This is a genomic window from Mycobacterium helveticum (assembly GCF_007714205.1).
GTDB lineage: Bacteria > Actinomycetota > Actinomycetes > Mycobacteriales > Mycobacteriaceae > Mycobacterium > Mycobacterium helveticum.
The window spans coordinates 1-16,726 of the sequence record NZ_VMQU01000025.1; the positions used below are offsets into that span (position 1 = coordinate 1).

Consider the following 16,726-nt stretch of genomic DNA (forward strand, 5'->3'; position numbering starts at 1 on the left):
CCCCCGCCCCTCTCCGGCGCCGCCGCGCCGGTGTTGGCGCTGACCGGCGAGCGCACCATCCCCGGCCTGGACATCGAGAACTACTGGTTCCGCCGCCACCAGGTGGTCTACCGGCGGTTGGCCCCGCTCTGCGCCGGCCGCGAGGTGCTCGAGGCCGGCTGCGGCGAGGGGTACGGCGCCGACCTGATCGCCGGCGTCGCCCGCCGGGTCGTGGCGGTCGACTACGACGAAGCCGCGGTGGCCCACGTCCGCGGCCGCTACCCCCGCGTGGAGGTCATGCAGGCCAACCTGGCCCGGCTGCCGCTGCCCGACGCGTCGCTGGACGTCGTGGTCAACTTCCAGGTCATCGAGCACCTCTGGGACCAGGGCCAGTTCGTGGCCGAGTGCGCCCGGGTGCTGCGCCCGTCGGGGCTGCTGATGATGTCCACGCCCAACCGGATCACGTTCTCCCCGGGCCGCGACACCCCGGTCAACCCGTTCCACACCCGTGAGCTCAACGCCGCCGAGCTGACCGAACTGCTGGTCACCGGCGGTTTCGCCGAACCGTCGATCAGCGGCCTGTTCCACGGCCCGCGGCTGCGCGAGATGGACGCCCGCCACGGCGGCTCGATCATCGACGCGCAGATCGCCAGGGCAATGGCCGCCGACCCCGGAGCGCCGTGGCCACCGCGGCTGGCGGCCGACGTCGCCGCGGTCACCACCGACGACTTCGAGCTGGTCGAAGCCGGGGACGGCCGCGACATCGACGACAGCCTGGACCTCGTCGCGATCGCGGTGCGGCCATGAGTTCGGCCGCCCGCCCCGTGCCGGGCCTGTTCACCCTGGTGCTGCACACGCACCTGCCGTGGCTGGCCCACCACGGCCGCTGGCCGGTGGGCGAGGAATGGCTCTACCAGTCGTGGGCGGCGTCCTACCTCCCGCTGCTGCGGGTGCTGCGCACGCTGGCCGGCGAGGACCGCCGCGGCTTGCTGACGCTGGGCGTCACCCCGGTGGTCAACGCCCAGCTGGACGACCCGTACTGCCTCGACGGCATGCATCACTGGCTGGCCAACTGGCGGCTGCGGGCCACTGAAGCCACCGCAGCGGCCGCAGCGGCCGCCGGCGCGCGCTCCGCGCCCCGGTCGAAGTCGGGCGAATACCCGGCATGCTCGCCGGAATCCCTGCGCGCATTGGGAATTCGCGAGTGCGCCGAGGCGGACCGGGCGCTCGACGAGTTCGCCACGCTGTGGCGGCACGGCGGCAGCCCGCTGTTGCGCGGCCTGATCGACGCGGGCACGGTGGAGTTGCTCGGCGGCCCGCTGGCCCACCCCTTCCAGCCGCTGCTGACCCCGCGGCTGCGGGAGTTCGCGCTGCGCGAGGGCCTGGCCGACGCCCGGGCACGCCTGGGGTCGCGACACGGGCAGGGCCCGACCGGCATCTGGGCGCCCGAATGCGCCTACGCCCCGGGCCTGGAAGCCGACTACGCCGCCGCCGGTGTCACCCACTTCATGGTCGACGGCCCCTCGCTGCACGGCGACACCGCGCTGGGCCGGCCCGTCGGCGGGTCCGACGTGGTGGCGTTCGGTCGCGACCTGCAGGTCAGCTACCGGGTGTGGTCGCCGAAGTCCGGCTACCCCGGCCACGCCGCCTACCGCGACTTCCACACCTACGACCACCTGACCGGGCTCAAGCCGGCCCGGGTGACCGGCCGCAACGTGGATTCGGAGGCCAAGGCCCCCTACGACCCCGAGCGCGCCGACCGCGCGATCGACGTCCACGTCGCCGACTTCGTCGAGGTGGTCCGCAACCGGCTGGCCGCGGAATCCGAGCGCATCGGGCGGCCGGCGCACGTCGTGGCGGCGTTCGACACCGAGCTGTTCGGCCACTGGTGGTACGAGGGCCCGACCTGGCTGGCGCGGGTGTTGCGGGCCCTGCCCGCCGCCGGGGTGCGGGTGGGCACCCTGCGCGACGCGCTCACCGACGGGTTCGTCGGCGACCCGGTCGACCTGCCGGCCAGCTCCTGGGGTTCGGGCAAGGACTGGCAGGTGTGGGCCGGGGCGCAGGTGGCCGACCTGGTCCGGCTCAACACCGAGGTGGTCGACACCGCGCTGACCACCGTCGACAAGGCGTTGTCGCAGACGGCAACGCTGGACGGCCCGGTCGCCCGCGACCGCGTCGCCGACCAGATCCTGCGCGAGACCCTGCTCACCGTCTCCAGCGACTGGCCGTTCATGGTGAGCAAGGACTCGGCGGCCGACTACGCGCGTTACCGCGCTCACCTGCACGCGCACGCCGCCCGGGAGATCGCGGGCGCGCTGGCGTCGGGCCGGCGCGACACCGCCGAGCGGCTCGCCGACGGGTGGAACCGCGCCGACGGGCTGTTCGGGGCCCTGGACGCACGGAGGCTGCCCCGGTGACTTTCGCCCCCTCCCGCGAGCGTGCGTGTCGGTACGACGACACGCCGGCGCGGACGGCATTATGCGCACGCTCGCCGCAACCGGGTGGCGCGTGAAGATCCTGATGGTGTCGTGGGAGTACCCGCCGGTGGTGGTCGGCGGCCTCGGCCGGCACGTGCACCACCTGTCGACCGCGCTGGCCGAAGCCGGTCACGACGTCGTGGTCCTGTGCCGCCGCCCCTCGGGCACCGACCCCAGCACGCATCCGACGTCCGACGAGATCGACGAGGGCGTCCGCGTGGTCGCGGCCGCGCAGGACCCGCACGAATTCGGCTTCGACACCGACATGATGGCCTGGACCCTGGCGATGGGCCACGCGATGGTGCGGGCCGGGCTGGTCATCAGACGGCACGGCACCGACCGGCCGTGGCGCCCCGACGTCGTGCACGCACACGACTGGCTGGTCGCCCATCCGGCCATCGCGCTGGCCCAGTTCTACGACGTGCCAATGGTTTCCACGATTCACGCCACCGAGGCCGGGCGGCATTCCGGCTGGGTGTCCGGGGCGATCAGCCGGCAGGTGCACGCGATCGAGTCGTGGCTGGTGCGCGAATCCGACTCGCTGATCACGTGTTCGGGGTCGATGGGCGAGGAGATCACCGAGCTGTTCGGCCCCGGCCTGGCCGGCATCACCGTGATCCGCAACGGCATCGACGTGACGTGCTGGCCGTTCGCGCCCCGCCGGCCGCGTACCGGGCCTGCCGAACTGCTCTACCTGGGCCGCCTGGAATACGAGAAGGGCGTGCACGACATCATCGCCGCCCTGCCGCGGATCAGGCGCACCCATCCCGGCACCACCCTGACCGTCGCCGGGACCGGAACCCAGCGGGATTGGCTCGTCGAGCAGGCCCGAAAGCACCGGGTGCTCAAGGCGACCCGGTTCGTCGGGCACCTCGGCCACGCCGAACTGCTGGCGGTCCTGCACCGGGCCGACGCCGCGGTGCTGCCCAGCCACTACGAGCCGTTCGGGATCGTCGCCCTGGAGGCCGCCGCGGCCGGCACCCCGCTGGTGACCTCGAACATCGGGGGGCTGGGCGAGGCCGTGATCAACGGCAGGACCGGGGTGTCGTGCCCGCCCCGCGACGTGGCGGGTCTGGCGTCGGCGGTGCGCGCCGTGCTCGACGATCCGGGCGCCGCGCAGCGGCGCGCCCGCGCCGCCCGCGAGCGGCTCACCGCGGACTTCTCCTGGCAGACGGTGGCCGAGGAGACCGCGCAGGTGTATCTGGCGGCCAAGCGCGGCGAGCGGCAGCCGCGGCCCCGGCTGCCCATCGTCGAGCACGCCCTGCCGGATCGTTAGCTACCTTCGAGGGATGGCTCTGGAATTTTCGCACGTGGTCGATGCGCCCCGCGCCGACGTCTTCGCCTGGTACGCCAGGCCGGGGGCCTTCGAACGACTCTCGCCGCCGTGGCAGCCGATGCGGCTCGTCACCGAGGCCGCGTCGCTGCGGGACGGGCGCGCCGAGCTCGCGCTGCCCGGCGGGCTGCGCTGGGTCGCCGTGCACCAACCCGACGGTTATGACCCCCCGCGGCGTTTCGTCGACACCATCGGCGGCGACGGGCTGGCCTCGCTGCCGGCGCGGGTCGCCGTGCGGTGGCGGCACATCCATGAATTCGAAGAGGTGCACGATTCCGAGGACCTGGGCGAGCGGACCCGTGTGATCGACCGGGTCGAGACGCCGGTGCCCGGGGCGGCGCTGCGCGAGATGTTCGCCTACCGGTACCGCCAGTTGGCCGACGACCTGGCCGCCCACCGGCTGGCGGCCGAGCACGGACTGACACCGCGGACCGTCGCCGTCACCGGGTCCTCGGGGCTGGTCGGTTCGGCATTGACGGCCTTCCTGAGCACCGGCGGCCATCGCGTCGTGCGGCTGGTGCGCGGCGCCCCGCGGTCCGGCGACGAGCGGCGGTGGGACCCCGAGGACCCCGACCCCGGACTGCTCGCCGGGGTCGACGCGGTGATCCACCTGGCCGGTGCCTCGATCGCGGGCCGCTTCACCGACGGCCACCGGCGCGCGATCCGCGACAGCCGGATCGATCCCACCCGCCGGTTGGCCGAACTGGCGGGCCGCACCGACCCCGCGCCCGCGACGTTCGTCTCCGCGTCGGCGATCGGGTTCTACGGGTACGACCGCGGTGACGAGGTCCTCACCGAGGACAGCGCCCGCGGGGACGGGTTCCTGGCCGACGTCGTGGCCGACTGGGAGGACGCCACCGCGCCGGCGCAACGGGCCGGGCTGCGGGTGGTGCGGGTGCGCACCGGCATCGTGCAATCCCCGCGCGGCGGCACCCTGCGACTGATGCGTCCGCTGTTCAGCGCCGGGCTGGGTGGGCGGCTGGGCAGCGGCCGACAATGGCTGTCCTGGATCGGCATCGACGACCTGGTCGACGTGTACCACCGCGCGCTGTGGGACACGACGCTGGCCGGGCCGGTGAATGCCGTTGCGCCACAACCGGTTCGTAATGACGAGTACACCCACACCCTGGCCCGTGTGCTGCATCGTCCCGCGCTGCTGCCGGTCCCGGCGCTGGGCCCGCGGCTGCTGCTCGGCACGCAGGGCGCCCGCGAACTCGCGTGCGCCAGCCAGCGCGTGCTACCCGGCAAACTCGACGCGGCCGGACACCGGTTCCGCCGGCCGGGCCTCGAACAGGCCCTGCGTCACCTGCTGGGGCGCACCGGCTGAGCCGCCGGGGGTCAGGCGGTGCCGTTGATGCCGGCGGAAAATGAATCGACCGCCGCTCCGACGCTGCCGTTCCAGGGTTCGAACCCGGCCTGGATGCTGGTCAGATACCACGAGTTGTTCACCGACGGCTCGACAGTTTCCGTGTGGTCGATGAAACCCAACACGCTCATGTCGTTCCACGAGTTGATCGGTGTGTCCGCGACGTAGGAGACCACCTGGTTCTGGCCGTTGGAGCCCTCCCACACCGCGAACTGCTTTCCGTCGACCGTGGCTGTTCCCACGTCGGAGCCGACCGGCTGGATAGGGCCGACGTGGTTGAACCAGATCATGATCTCCTGCTGGTTTACCGTAGATGTGTTCGGCGTGGGATTCAGCCAGATGTCGTAGGAGGCATCGTAGGTACCGCTGCTGGGGTAGGTGTAGCTGATGCTGCTGGTCGCGGTCTGGATTTGGCTCAGCTGGTCCGGCAGGGGGCTGTTGGGCGAGATGGTCCCGTAGGCCCCGCCCAGATAGACCGACGGGTAGGCCAGCGGCGCGCCGTCGGTGGGAGCCGAACCGGTCTCGGTGGTGATCGTGAATCCGGTGGAGCTGACGGTGATCGTCTGCTGCCCCGAACCGATGTTGTACGCGTTGTTCTGCACCACATAGGCGTTCTGGATGGTGGTCGTCCCGTACTGATCGGAGATCACCGTCACACCCCCGGTCCCGCCGCCGCCCGTCCCGCCCCCGCTCGACAGCGGGGCGCCGGTCTGCCCGTCGCTGCCCGCATGGCCGAGCAGTCCGGGATGCCCGCCGACGCCGCCCGAGCCGGGATTTCCGCCGTTGACGTTCGCGACTGCCGGCCCGCCGTTACCGCCGTTGCCGCCGTTGCCGATCAGCAGGCCGCCGTTACCACCGGCCCCGCCCGCCGCACCGGGCCCGCCGGTGCCGCCGTTGCCGCCGTTGCCGAACAACCAGCCACCCGATCCGCCGGCCTGCCCCGGGCCTGCCGCGCTGTCGGCACCGTTGGCGCCGTTGCCGAACAACGGCCGCCCGGTCAGATCCTTCACCGGGGAGAACCACGGCACCCCGGCGATCGCGTTCTCCAGCGTCCCCAGAGTGGAGGTGTTGGCCGCCTCGGCGGCCCCGTACGCGCCCCGGACCCCGTGCAGCGCCGCCACGAACCGGTCGTGAAACACCGCTGCCCGGGTGCCGAGAGCCTGGAACTGTCGGGCGTGGGCGGAAAACACCGCTGCGATCGCCCCCGACACCTCATCGTCGGCGGCGGCCGCCACCGAGGTGGTCGAGACCTCCGCGACGCGGTACGCCGAACGCAGAGCGGAGCCGATGCCCGCCACCTGCGGCACTGCCGTCGCCACCGACTCCGGGTCAACTACGGTGAAGGTCACACCGCAGGACATTAGCGGTTCGTCCCGCGAGCTTGAAAGGGTGGGACGGGGGCGTGACCGGCCCGCGAAACACCGGGGCGGGTCCGCAGGCGACAGCGACCCACGGAGTCGGGTGTCGTTGCGTGACCACATGTTTGAGTCGGACGCCGGCCTCGACCGGGCCGCACGAAAAATCCAGGTTGGCGCCCGCCGGCGAAGCAGTCGATTTCGAGCGATCACGCTGGTGGCCCCGGGGCGCGGGTCCCGGGTCCCGGGCGTCCCCCACATCGCGGGACAAGACCTCTGGCGTACCACCGGCTAATTCAGTAGTTTAATGGTTAAGTAACTGAATGACACGACAGCCGGCCCGGGTCCGAACCACGCCGTCCGCCGTTTGTTTTCTCGTCAAAGGGGTACCTCGCGTGAATCTGAGCCGTTCGAGCCGGAGGCGCACCGACGTTGGCGCAAAGGCCTCGGTGGAGGCCGCGGGTGCGTCTCGGCGGGCGTACCGCGCCGAGGCGGGCCCGCATGCACCACCCGACGTCGCGCAGTTGGAGGCCTGGCGGACCGGGCTGCGGCGGGCGGTGCTCGCCGCGGTCACCGAGTTCGTCTCCGACCGGTGCGCCGAGGAGCTGGGTGCGTCCGGAGTCGACGTGGCCGGCGAGATCCTGCTGGAGTTCCTCGACGGCGGCAAATGCCTGCGCTCGACGTTCATGTACCTGGGCTGGCTGTGCGGCGCACCGCCGAGCGAGGCCGCCCTGTCGGCGACCGGCAGCCTGGAGTTGTTGCACGCGTTCGCGCTGCTCCAAGACGACGTGATGGACGATTCGGCGTCCCGCCGGGGCCGGCCCGCGGCACACGTCCAGTTCGCCGACTGGCACCGGAGCCGCGCGCTGTCCGGCTCGTCGCGCCGCTTCGGCGAAGCGGCCGCGGTACTGCTCGGCGACCTGTGTCTGATCTGGGCCGAACAGATGCTGCGGGACTGCGGGCTCGCGGCCGACCAGCTGCAGCGGGCGTGGCCGCGCTACGACGCCATGCGCAGCGAGCTGGCCGTGGGCCAATTCGCCGATCTGGCAAACGACCTGCGCGACCTGCCCCCGATGGAGTCGGTGCTGGCCGTGGCCCGGCGCAAGTCGGGCAACTACACGGTGCGCCGCCCGCTGGAGATCGGCGCCGCGATGGCCGGCTGCGACGCGCGGGTGCTGGCCGGGCTGGGCGACTACGGCTGTGCCGTCGGCGAGGCGTTCCAGCTGCGCGACGACATCCTGGGCGTGTTCGGGGCCCCCACCGTGACGGGCAAACCCAGCGGCGGGGACCTCCTCGAACGCAAGGCCACCAGCGTCGTGGTCGCCGCCCACCAGCTGGCCGACGCGGCCGCGCGACGGCAGTTCCGGGACCTGATGCACACCGACCGGCTCGACGCGGCCGCCGTCGAGCGCTGGCGCACTCTGATCCTGTCCACCGGGGCGGTGCAGTGGATCGAGCAGCTGATCGCCGAGCGCGTCGCCGCGGCGCGGAAAGCCCTGGACCGAAGCGGGATCGGTGGTGCGATCGGGGACGCGCTGGTCGACATGGCCGGCGTGTGCACGCGGCGGGCGGCATGAGAGGCTCACGCTGATGCGCACGATGCAGGGACGCACCGACCACGTCGTCGTCGTCGGTGCCGGATTCGCCGGGCTGTCCGCGGCGATGCACCTGGCCGGGCGGGGCCGCGAGGTCACGGTCGTCGAACAACAGCCCTGGCCCGGCGGGCGGGCCGGCCGGCGCGACGTCGCCGGCTACCGGATCGACACCGGGCCGACGGTGCTCACGATGCCCGACATCATCGACGAGGTCTTCGCGGCCGTCGGCGCAAACCGTGCGGACCGGCTCGATCTGCTGCCGGTGGAGCCGGCGTACCGGGCGATGTTCGCCGACGGCGCCGCCATCGACGTGCACACCGACGCCGACCGCATGACCGCCGCGGTGCAAGAGTTCGCCGGACCGCAACAGGCGGCGGGCTACCGGCGCCTGCGGGACTGGCTGGAGCGGCTGTACCGCACGGAGTTCGACGGCTTCATCTCCTCGAACTTCGACTCCCCGCTGTCGCTGCTGAACGGCCACCTGGCCCAACTCGCGGCGATCGGCGGGTTCCGCCGGTGGGACACCATGGTCAAGCGCTACATCAGCGATCCGCGGCTGCGGCGGGTGTTCACCTTCCAGTCGCTCTACGCCGGGGTCGCGCCGCAACAGGCCCTGGCGGTCTATGCGGTGATCGCCTACATGGACACGGTCGCGGGGGTGTTCTTCCCCCGCGGCGGGGTGCGGGCCCTGCCCGACGCGCTGGCCGCGGCGGCCGCCGACGCCGGGGTGCGGTTCCGCTACGGCGCGGCCGTCACCGCGCTGGACCGCACCGGGGACCGGATCACCGCGGTCCACACCGCGCGGGGCGAACGCATCGCCTGCGACGCGGTGGTGCTGACCACCGAGTTGCCGCAGACCTACGCATTGCTGGGCCGGCGGCCGCGCCGGCCGCTCGGGCTGCGCGCCGCGCCGTCGGCGGTGGTGCTGCACGTCGGCTGCCGCGCCGCCCCCGCACCGCCCCCGGCACACCACACCATCCTGTTCGGCAACGCCTGGGAGCAGACCTTCACCGACATCATCCGCGACGGCCGGCTCATGACGGACCCGTCGCTGCTGGTCACCCGCCCCACGGCCGGCGACCCCGGCCTGGCCCCCGAGGGCCGCGACCTGCTCTTCGTGCTGGCGCCGGCCCCGAACCTGGAGCGCGGCGGTGTCGACTGGTCGGCGGCCGGCGACTCGTATGCGGATGCCCTGCTCGACATCGTGCAGGACAGGCTGCTGCCCGGCCTGCGCGAGGACGCCGAACTGCTGCACGTCGACACCCCCGCCGACTGGGCGCGCCAGGGCATGGCGGCCGGCACCCCCTTCGCCCTGGCCCACACGTTCGCGCAGACCGGGCCGTTCCGGCCGGCCAACACCGTGCGCGGCATCGCGAACGCGGTGCTGGCCGGGTCGTCGACCGTGCCCGGCGTAGGGGTGCCCACTACGCTGATCTCGGGGCGGCTGGCCGCCGACCGCATCACCGGCACCTGGGGGCGGCCGGCGAAACGTTTCGACCTGAAAGCGCCGCAACCATGATCCGCACCGAACTCGACGCCGCCGGGATCACGGACCCTGCGCTGCGCGCGGCCTACCGCCGCTGCCGCCAGATCGCGGCCGAACACGGCCGCACCTACTTTCTGGCCACCCGGCTGCTCGCCCCGGACCAGCGCCCGGCCGTGCACGCGCTCTACGGCTTCGCCCGCCACGCCGACGACATCCTCGACGACCTCGATCCGGCCCTCGACGTCCCCGCGCGCGCCGACCGGCTGCAGCGGCTCTCCGACCGGTTCTTCGCCGGCGGCGACCATCGCGACGAACCCGTGCTGGCCGCGGCCGACGACACCGGGCGCCGCTACGGGATTCCCGCGGACCTGTTCGAGGACTTTCTCGCCTCGATGCGCATGGACCTGACGATCACCGACTATCCCGACCGGGCCGCCCTGAACCACTACATGCGCGGCTCGGCGGAAGTCATCGGGCTGCAGATGCTTCCGGTGCTCGGCACGGTGGTGCCCACCGACGACGCCGCCCCGTACGCCGCCGCGCTGGGCCGCGCCTTCCAGCTCACCAACTTCCTGCGCGACGTCGACGAGGACCTGCGGCGCGGACGCGTCTACCTGCCCGCCGACGAGCTCGCCGCCCACGGCGTCGACCGGGAACTGCTCATGTGGTGTCACGATCACCAGTGCACCGACGCGCGGGTGCGCGCGGCGTTGGCGGCGCAGCACGACGTCACCCGCGACATCTACCGGTTCGCGGCCGACGGCATCGCGATGCTGCAGCCGCGTTCGCGGCCCTGCGTCACCACCGCACTGACGCTGTACTCTGAGATACTCGATTGCATTGAAAGCAGTGACTTCTCGGTGTTCGGCCGGCGCGCCACCGTCGGCACCACGCGACGGCTCCAGGTCGCGGGCGGGGGTCTGCTGCGCTCGTGGCGCGCCCGGTTGGCCCGCCCCGAGTACCGGAAGTCCGGCGCGGCATGAGCGACGGCTGGCAGTACCTGGTGGTGCTGGGTCTGTGCCTGGCGATCACGGCGCCGCTGGAGTTCTTCGGCGCCGGCGTCTACCGGCAGCCCTGGCGGGTCGTGCGCGCGGTGGCCCCGGTCGCCGCGGTGTTCCTGGTCTGGGATGCTGTCGCGATCGCCGCCGGCGTGTGGACGTACAACGGCCGCTACATCAGCGGCGTCCACCTCCCGTTTCGGGTGCCCCTGGAGGAGGCGCTGTTCTTCGTGGTGATCCCGCTGTGCGCGTTGCTGACCTACAACGCGGTCACCACCATCCTCGACCGGGGCCGGCGCCGGTGACGGGGCGCCGATGACAGGGTTGGGCTACACCGTGCCGGCCGTGGTGGCCGTGGTCCTCGTCGTGGCGCTGGAGTTCGGGCTGCTGCACACCGGCCTCTTCCGGCGGCCCGCCTACTGGTTGTCGATGCTGATCGTGCTGGGCTTCCAGGTGCCGGTCGACGGCTGGCTGACCAAGCACAGCGCACCGATCGTGATCTACGACCAGCGCCAGACCAGCGGCGTGCGGTTCCCGTTCGACATCCCGGTCGAGGATTTCCTGTTCGGCTTCGCGCTCGTCACCGCGGTCCTGCTGCTGTGGGAGGGCCGACGTGCGCGTCGATAGGGCGGGCCTGCCGCGCGGCGAGGTGCCCGGCGCCTTCGACGTCGGCGCGGCCGCCTACGACCGGCTGGTCGGCGCCAACCCGGGCTACCACGCCAACCTGCGGCGGTCGGCGGACCGCATGCGAATCCCCGGCCGCGGCAAAGGTTTACGGCTGCTGGACGCGGGCTGCGGCACCGGCGCCTCGACGGCCGCGCTGCTGGCGGTGGCCCCCGAGGCCGAGATCGTCGCCGTGGACGCCGCGGGCGGCATGCTGGAGGCGGCGCGGGCCAAGCCGTGGCCGCCGTCGGTGCGGTTCGTGCACTCGCGCATCGAAGATCTCGCCGAGCGCGGCGGCGACGTCCAGGGGCCGTTCGACGGCATCCTGGCCGCCTACCTGCTGCGCAATCTCGCCGACCCGGACGGGCAGCTGCGGGCGTTCCGGGCCCTGCTGCGCCCGGGCGGGAGCCTGGCCGTGCACGAGTACTCGGTGCGCGACTCGCGGGCCGCGACCCGGATCTGGCACGCCGTATGCTGGGGCATCATCATCCCCTCCGGCTGGTGGCGGACCCGCGACACCACGCTGTACCGGCATCTGTGGCGCAGCGTGCTGGCCTTCGACGGCGCCGCGCGCTTGCGGCGCCGGATGCTCGACGCCGGGCTCACCGACGTGCACAGTGAGACCATGCCGGGTTGGGAACGCGACATCGTGCACACCTTCCTGGGATACGCGCCAACGGAGGAGGCCAAGCAATGACCGACCGCCGCCGCCAGATCCACCCCGCACGGCCCGGGCTGCCGGACGCGAGCGGGCTGGGGTCGCGGCCACGCGCCGTCGTCGTGGGCGCGGGCATCGCCGGGCTGGCGGCCGCCACCGGGCTGGCCGAACGGGGCGTCGCCGTGGACCTCGTGGAGCGCCAGCAGTACCTGGGCGGCCGCGTCGGCGGCTGGACCGAACACGACGGCGAGGGCGCCCCCTTGCCGATGAACCGCGGATTCCACGCCTTCTTCCGCCAGTACTACAACCTGCGGGCCCTGCTGCGCCGCGTCGACCCGAAGCTGCGCATGCTCGCCGCCGTCGAGGACTATCCCCTCATCGACGGCGCCGGCCGGCGCGACACCTTCCGCGGGCTGCCGCAAACCCCTCCGTGGAACGCGCTGGCGTTCGCGTTGCGCAGCCCGACGTTCCGGCTCGCCGACCTGGCGCGCCTCGACATGCGCGCGGCCGCGCCGCTGGCGGCGGTGTCGGTGCCCGAGATCTACCAGCGGCTCGACCACGTCGACGCCGACACCTTCCTGAAGGACATCAACTTCCCCGAGTCGGCGCGTCACCTCGCGTTCGAGGTGTTCTCGCGCAGCTTCTTCGCCGAACCGGCACAGCTGTCGGCCGCCGAGCTGGCGACGATGTTCCACATTTACTTCCTGGGCTCCAGCGAGGGCCTGATCTTCGACGTGGCGACCGCGAACTTCGATGCCGGCCTGTGGGATCCGTTGGCCGCGCACCTGGGCGACCTGGGTGTCCGGGTGCACCTGGGCACCCAGGTCTCGGGTGTGGATCCCGTTGCGGCCGAAGGGTTCACCGTGCACACCGACGCCAGCGAGCGACTCGACGCCGATGCCGTGGTGCTGGCCCTGGACGTGGACGGCCTGCGGCACGTCGTGGACGCCTCGCCGGGCCTCGGCGACGAGCCGTGGCGCTCCCGCGTCAGCGGCCTGCGCACGGCACCGCCGTTCGTGGTGCACCGACTGTGGCTGGACCGGCCCGTCGGCGCCGATCGCCCCGCCTTCCTCGGCACCGCCGGTCACGAGCCGCTCGACAACATCAGCGTGCTGGAGCGCTACGAACGCGAGGCCGCCGACTGGGCCCGCCGCAACCGCGGGTCCGTCGTCGAACTGCACTCGTACGCGGCACGCTCGGAGTCCACGGCCGGCGCCATGGCGCAGCTGCACGCCCTCTATCCCGAGACCGCGGCGGCGCGGGTGCGCCACGAGCGCGTCCTGAGGCGCAACGACTGCCCGCTGTTCGCGCCGGGCACCTACCAGTGCCGGCCGGCGGTGGTGACGCCGCAGCCGGGGCTGGTGCTGGCCGGTGACGGCATCCGCGTCGACCTGCCGGTGGCGCTGATGGAACGGGCGGCCACCACCGGCTGGCTGGCCGCCAACCACCTGCTGGGACGGTGGGGGCTCGCCGGTCACCGGCTGTGCACGGTGCCCACCCGCGGACGATCGGCGGTGTTGCGTTCGCTGGCCGCCGGCCGGGGGCGCCGACCGTGAGCGCCGCCGACCTCCTGCGTGGGCGCTGGCCCAAAGACTGGCCGCTGCAGATGGTTCCGCGGGTGGCGTGGACGGCGCAGCGGCCGACCTACCGCGAGGCCCGGCGGGCCGTCATCGACGCCGCGTTGCGGCGTGCGCAACGCAGGCCGACCGGCAATTGGTTCGTGTTCGCGGCCAGCCGCGACGTGCGCGCCGGCCGGCCACTGGGCGCGCGTGTCGCCGGGGTGGAGCTCGTCGCCTGGCGCGACCGGCGGGGCGGGCTGCGGGTCGGTCCCGGCGGCTGCCCGCACCTGGGCGCCGACCTTGCCACCGGAATCGTGCGCGACGGCGTGTTGTTCTGCCGCTGGCACGGCCTGGCCCTCGACGGCGACGGCTGCGAATTCGGTTGGCGGCCGGTGCCCGCGTACGACGACGGCGTGCTGGCGTGGGTGCGGCTGGACGCCGTCGGTGGCGAGGCGCCGCTGGACGCGCCGGTGATCCCGGGCAGACCGGACGGCGCCGCGCTGGCGGCCGTCACCCGCGTGGACGGCAGCTGCGAACCGTGCGACGTCATCGCCAACCGGCTCGACCCGTGGCACGGCGCCTGGTTCCACCCCTATTCGTTCACCCGGCTGGAGGTGCTCACCACCCCGACCGACGAGGACGACCGCTTCCTGGTGTCGGTGACCTTCCGGATGGGCCGATTCGGCGTGCCGGTGATCGCGGAATTCACCACCCCGGACGCGCGCACCGTGCTGATGCGCATCGTCGAGGGCGAGGGAACCGGCAGCGTCGTCGAAACCCACGCCACCCCAACCGGTCCCGGGCCGGACGGGCGGCCCGGTGTCGCGGTGGTCGAGGCCACCGTGGCGACGTCGCAACGCCCCGGGTTCGCGGTCGCACGCCGCGCCGCCCCGCTGATCACGCCGCTGATGCGCCACGCCGCCGCCCGGCTGTGGCGCGATGACCTGGTCTACGCCGAACGCCGCTACCGGGTGCGCACGGGCGGCCGATGAAGAACGCGTATGCCGCGGTGGTGGCCGCCACCGTCGGTGCACACCTCGGGTACCTGATCTACCTGCCCAGCGGCGGCTTCCTGGCGCTGCGCTGGCCGCGCACCCGGTGGCTGCACCTGGTGACCGTCTGCTGGGGCGTCGGCGTCGCGGCCCTGGGCTGGTCGTGCCCGCTGACGTCGCTGGAACGGTGGGCCCGGGCCCGGGCCGGGATGGATCCGTTGCCCGAAACCGGGTTCATCGACCGCTACGTCGACGGCGTGTGCTATCCGGTGGGCCGCACCCGAACCGCCCAGGCCCTGGCGTTCGCCGCGGCCGCCGCCTCCTGGGTCGTCGTGGCGGCGGCGCCGGCCACACCCCGCGACGGCGCCGGGCCGCCCGCGCTTCACGGCGGGCCGCATTAGGTCGTTGGCCCAGTGCGCCGATACCCTGGTACTTCTGATGAAGGATGCGGGTAGGTGAGCAGGCGGCGCGCGCACGATCCACCGTCCCCACGGGCCGAGCTGGAGAAGTGCCTGTCGGCCGACATGCGGGCGATCACCGCACAGTCGGACCGGATAGGCCGCCACTTCGCCCGGACCAACGACGTGAACAGCAACGACTTTCACGCACTCCTGCACATCATGGTCTCCGAGACCGCGGGAAAGCCGCTGACGCTGGCGCAGCTGGGTCAGCGCATGGACGTCTCACCCGCGGCGATCACCTACCTCGTCGACCGGATGATCGAATCGGGTCACATCCGGCGCGAACCCGACCCGGAGGACCGCCGCAAGTGGCTGCTGCGCTACGAGAACAGCGGCATGAAGCTGGCGCGTGAGTTCTTCACCCCCCTCGGCAAGCATCTGTCCTCCGCCCTGGCCGATTTGAGCGACGACGACCTGCGTGCGGCTCATCGGGTCTTCTCCGCGATGATCGACGCGATGTCCAATTTCCAGGACGAGCTCGTCCCGGAGGCGGCGAGACGGTCAGCCGATGTCGGGCGAGACGCTGCGACCCCGCGGCGGCGGCAGGGCAGCCCGCGGTAGCCCGGGCGGAACCCTGTGCAGCAGGCGCTGTTCGATCAGGTCCGCGCCGCGCGCCACACCCCCGGTCGCGGCGAAGCCGGCGGACACCCGGCGCGCGCCGTCGGCCATCGCGATCGCCGTGCGCACCGCCTCCCGCAGCCGGGCGGCGGTCAGCCTCTTCGCCGGCAGCCGGACGCCGCAGCCGGCCACCTGCACGCGCCGCGCTACCTCGGCCTGGTCGCGGGCGAAGGGCACCGCGCAGACGGGGATGCCGCGGTTGAGGGCCTTGACGGTGCTGCCCATGCCCCCGTGGGTGACCGCACAGACCGCGCGGTCAAGGGCCACACCGTGATTCAGGAACCGGCACACCGTGGCGTTGGGCGGCGCCGGCAGTGCGCACGGCACGCCGGCGGGAAAGGTCGCGACCACGTGAACCGGCTCGCCGGCCAACGCCTGCAGGGCGATACGGCCGAGCCGGGCGTCGGCCTGGGCTATCGACGAGGTGGTGACCAGCACGATCGGGCGGTCGATGGCGGCCATCCAGTCCGGCACGGCCACCGGGGCGGGCTCGAACTCGCAGGCACCGACGAAGTGCACCGCGTCGCCCCAGTCGGGGTGGGGATATTCGAAGGGCTCGCCGCCGACGGCCAACAGCAGCGGGGCGCGGCGCATCAGCGCGTCCACCGAGTCGACGGCCGGCACACCGACATCCGCGCGGACGGCGTTGAGGCGCGGGCATCACCCGGCGGTCGAACAGGTAGGTCACGAACGGCCGCATCGAGGCGTCGCGGACCGCACCGAGGACACCGGGCAGCGGCCGCAGACCGGGGCCGAACGGCGGAGCGCCGCGCGAGCGCAGGTAAGGGGTGAACGGCGAGAACACCAGCCAGGGCACACCGGCGGCTTCGGCCAGCGACATCGCCCCCCAGCAGTTGGCGTCGACGATGACCGCGTCGGGCCGTACGCTCTCGATTCCCCGCCGCAGGTCCTCGACCTCGATGACCGCGCGCCGGCACAGGACGTCGATGGTTTCCCGCAGGACGTCCAAGGCGTTGCGCGCCAGCCAGTCCCGTCCGGCGATGGCCTCGATCCGCGGGTCGACGGCCTCGGTGTGGATGCCGAGCCTGCCCATGGCGTCGACTTCGGCGGACAGCGTGCGCAGGTGCACCGCGTGGCCGCGGCCGGCCAGCTCGCGCAGCAGGGCGCCCATCGGGTAGAGGTGCCCCAGTGCGGGGGAGCCGTACGCCAGAATCACCGCCATGCG

At 73.0% G+C, this 16,726-nt stretch carries 15 protein-coding genes and 1 pseudogene; 14 read left to right on the top strand and 2 right to left on the bottom strand.

The features are described 5' to 3' along the window. The 4 genes from FPZ47_RS08090 to FPZ47_RS08105 form a co-directional block, all read left to right on the top strand. Nucleotides 1-786, top strand: a 786-nt coding sequence (locus FPZ47_RS08090; protein ID WP_428321243.1) for a class I SAM-dependent methyltransferase, incomplete at its 5' end; no start/stop codon positions are given. Further along, nucleotides 783-2,396: a 1,4-alpha-glucan branching protein domain-containing protein gene (locus FPZ47_RS08095; protein ID WP_144954049.1), complete on the top strand. Its 1,614-nt coding sequence runs from the start codon at nucleotides 783-785 to the stop codon at nucleotides 2,394-2,396. The genes FPZ47_RS08090 and FPZ47_RS08095, both read left to right, overlap by 4 nt. Before the next feature lie 91 nt (nucleotides 2,397-2,487). Beyond that, entirely contained in the window at nucleotides 2,488-3,732 is a 1,245-nt protein-coding gene (locus FPZ47_RS08100) for a glycosyltransferase family 4 protein (RefSeq protein ID WP_144954060.1), read from the top strand. A 13-nt stretch (nucleotides 3,733-3,745) separates the two neighbouring features. Then, nucleotides 3,746-5,116 carry a TIGR01777 family oxidoreductase gene (locus FPZ47_RS08105; RefSeq protein WP_144954051.1) on the top strand — a complete coding sequence of 457 codons (1,371 nt, stop codon included), beginning with the start codon at nucleotides 3,746-3,748 and terminating at the stop codon, nucleotides 5,114-5,116. Nucleotides 5,117-5,127: 11 nt separating this feature from the next. On the opposite strand, the gene FPZ47_RS08110 is transcribed toward FPZ47_RS08105, so the two are convergent. Continuing rightward, complete coding sequence (locus tag FPZ47_RS08110; protein ID WP_168209392.1) at nucleotides 5,128-6,504, bottom strand: GH12 family glycosyl hydrolase domain-containing protein; 1,377 nt, start codon at nucleotides 6,502-6,504, stop codon at nucleotides 5,128-5,130. A 530-nt stretch (nucleotides 6,505-7,034) separates the two neighbouring features. On the opposite strand from FPZ47_RS08110, the gene FPZ47_RS08115 reads away from it, so the two are divergent. Genes FPZ47_RS08115 through FPZ47_RS08160 form a run of 10 tightly spaced genes read left to right on the top strand, consistent with a single transcriptional unit; the run spans nucleotide 7,035 to nucleotide 15,483 of the window. Further along, entirely contained in the window at nucleotides 7,035-8,087 is a 1,053-nt protein-coding gene (locus FPZ47_RS08115; protein WP_246133404.1) for a polyprenyl synthetase family protein, read from the top strand. 13 nt (nucleotides 8,088-8,100) lie between these two features. Then, nucleotides 8,101-9,624 (top strand): phytoene desaturase family protein, encoded by a 1,524-nt coding sequence (gene crtI, locus FPZ47_RS08120; protein WP_144951671.1) that lies wholly within the window; start codon nucleotides 8,101-8,103, stop codon nucleotides 9,622-9,624. Beyond that, nucleotides 9,621-10,574 (top strand): phytoene/squalene synthase family protein, encoded by a 954-nt coding sequence (locus FPZ47_RS08125; RefSeq protein WP_144951669.1) that lies wholly within the window; start codon nucleotides 9,621-9,623, stop codon nucleotides 10,572-10,574. Before crtI ends, FPZ47_RS08125 begins: the two co-directional genes overlap by 4 nt. Then, on the top strand, nucleotides 10,571-10,894 hold the full coding sequence (locus FPZ47_RS08130; protein WP_144951667.1) for a lycopene cyclase domain-containing protein: 324 nt from the start codon (nucleotides 10,571-10,573) through the stop codon (nucleotides 10,892-10,894). Before FPZ47_RS08125 ends, FPZ47_RS08130 begins: the two co-directional genes overlap by 4 nt. 10 nt (nucleotides 10,895-10,904) lie before the next feature. Continuing rightward, a complete protein-coding gene (locus FPZ47_RS08135; RefSeq protein WP_144951665.1) occupies nucleotides 10,905-11,216 on the top strand; it encodes a lycopene cyclase domain-containing protein in 312 nt (103 codons plus the stop codon). Continuing rightward, nucleotides 11,203-11,949: a class I SAM-dependent methyltransferase gene (locus FPZ47_RS08140; protein ID WP_144951663.1), complete on the top strand. Its 747-nt coding sequence runs from the start codon at nucleotides 11,203-11,205 to the stop codon at nucleotides 11,947-11,949. The genes FPZ47_RS08135 and FPZ47_RS08140 overlap by 14 nt, the downstream gene beginning before the upstream one ends. Beyond that, complete coding sequence (locus FPZ47_RS08145) at nucleotides 11,946-13,466, top strand: FAD-dependent oxidoreductase (protein ID WP_144951661.1); 1,521 nt, start codon at nucleotides 11,946-11,948, stop codon at nucleotides 13,464-13,466. Before FPZ47_RS08140 ends, FPZ47_RS08145 begins: the two co-directional genes overlap by 4 nt. Beyond that, on the top strand, nucleotides 13,463-14,461 hold the full coding sequence (locus FPZ47_RS08150; RefSeq protein ID WP_425461784.1) for a Rieske (2Fe-2S) protein: 999 nt from the start codon (nucleotides 13,463-13,465) through the stop codon (nucleotides 14,459-14,461). The genes FPZ47_RS08145 and FPZ47_RS08150 overlap by 4 nt, the downstream gene beginning before the upstream one ends. Further along, nucleotides 14,458-14,862, top strand: a complete 405-nt coding sequence (locus FPZ47_RS08155) for a DUF2784 domain-containing protein (protein ID WP_144951659.1) — start codon at nucleotides 14,458-14,460, stop codon at nucleotides 14,860-14,862. Before FPZ47_RS08150 ends, FPZ47_RS08155 begins: the two co-directional genes overlap by 4 nt. 54 nt (nucleotides 14,863-14,916) lie before the next feature. Then, nucleotides 14,917-15,483 (top strand): MarR family winged helix-turn-helix transcriptional regulator, encoded by a 567-nt coding sequence (locus tag FPZ47_RS08160; protein WP_246133401.1) that lies wholly within the window; start codon nucleotides 14,917-14,919, stop codon nucleotides 15,481-15,483. Here FPZ47_RS08160 and FPZ47_RS08165 read toward each other — a convergent pair. Further along, nucleotides 15,424-16,723: pseudogene (locus tag FPZ47_RS08165) on the bottom strand (glycosyltransferase). The gene FPZ47_RS08160 and the pseudogene FPZ47_RS08165 sit on opposite strands and share 60 nt — an antisense overlap. Nucleotides 16,724-16,726 lie beyond the last annotated feature (3 nt).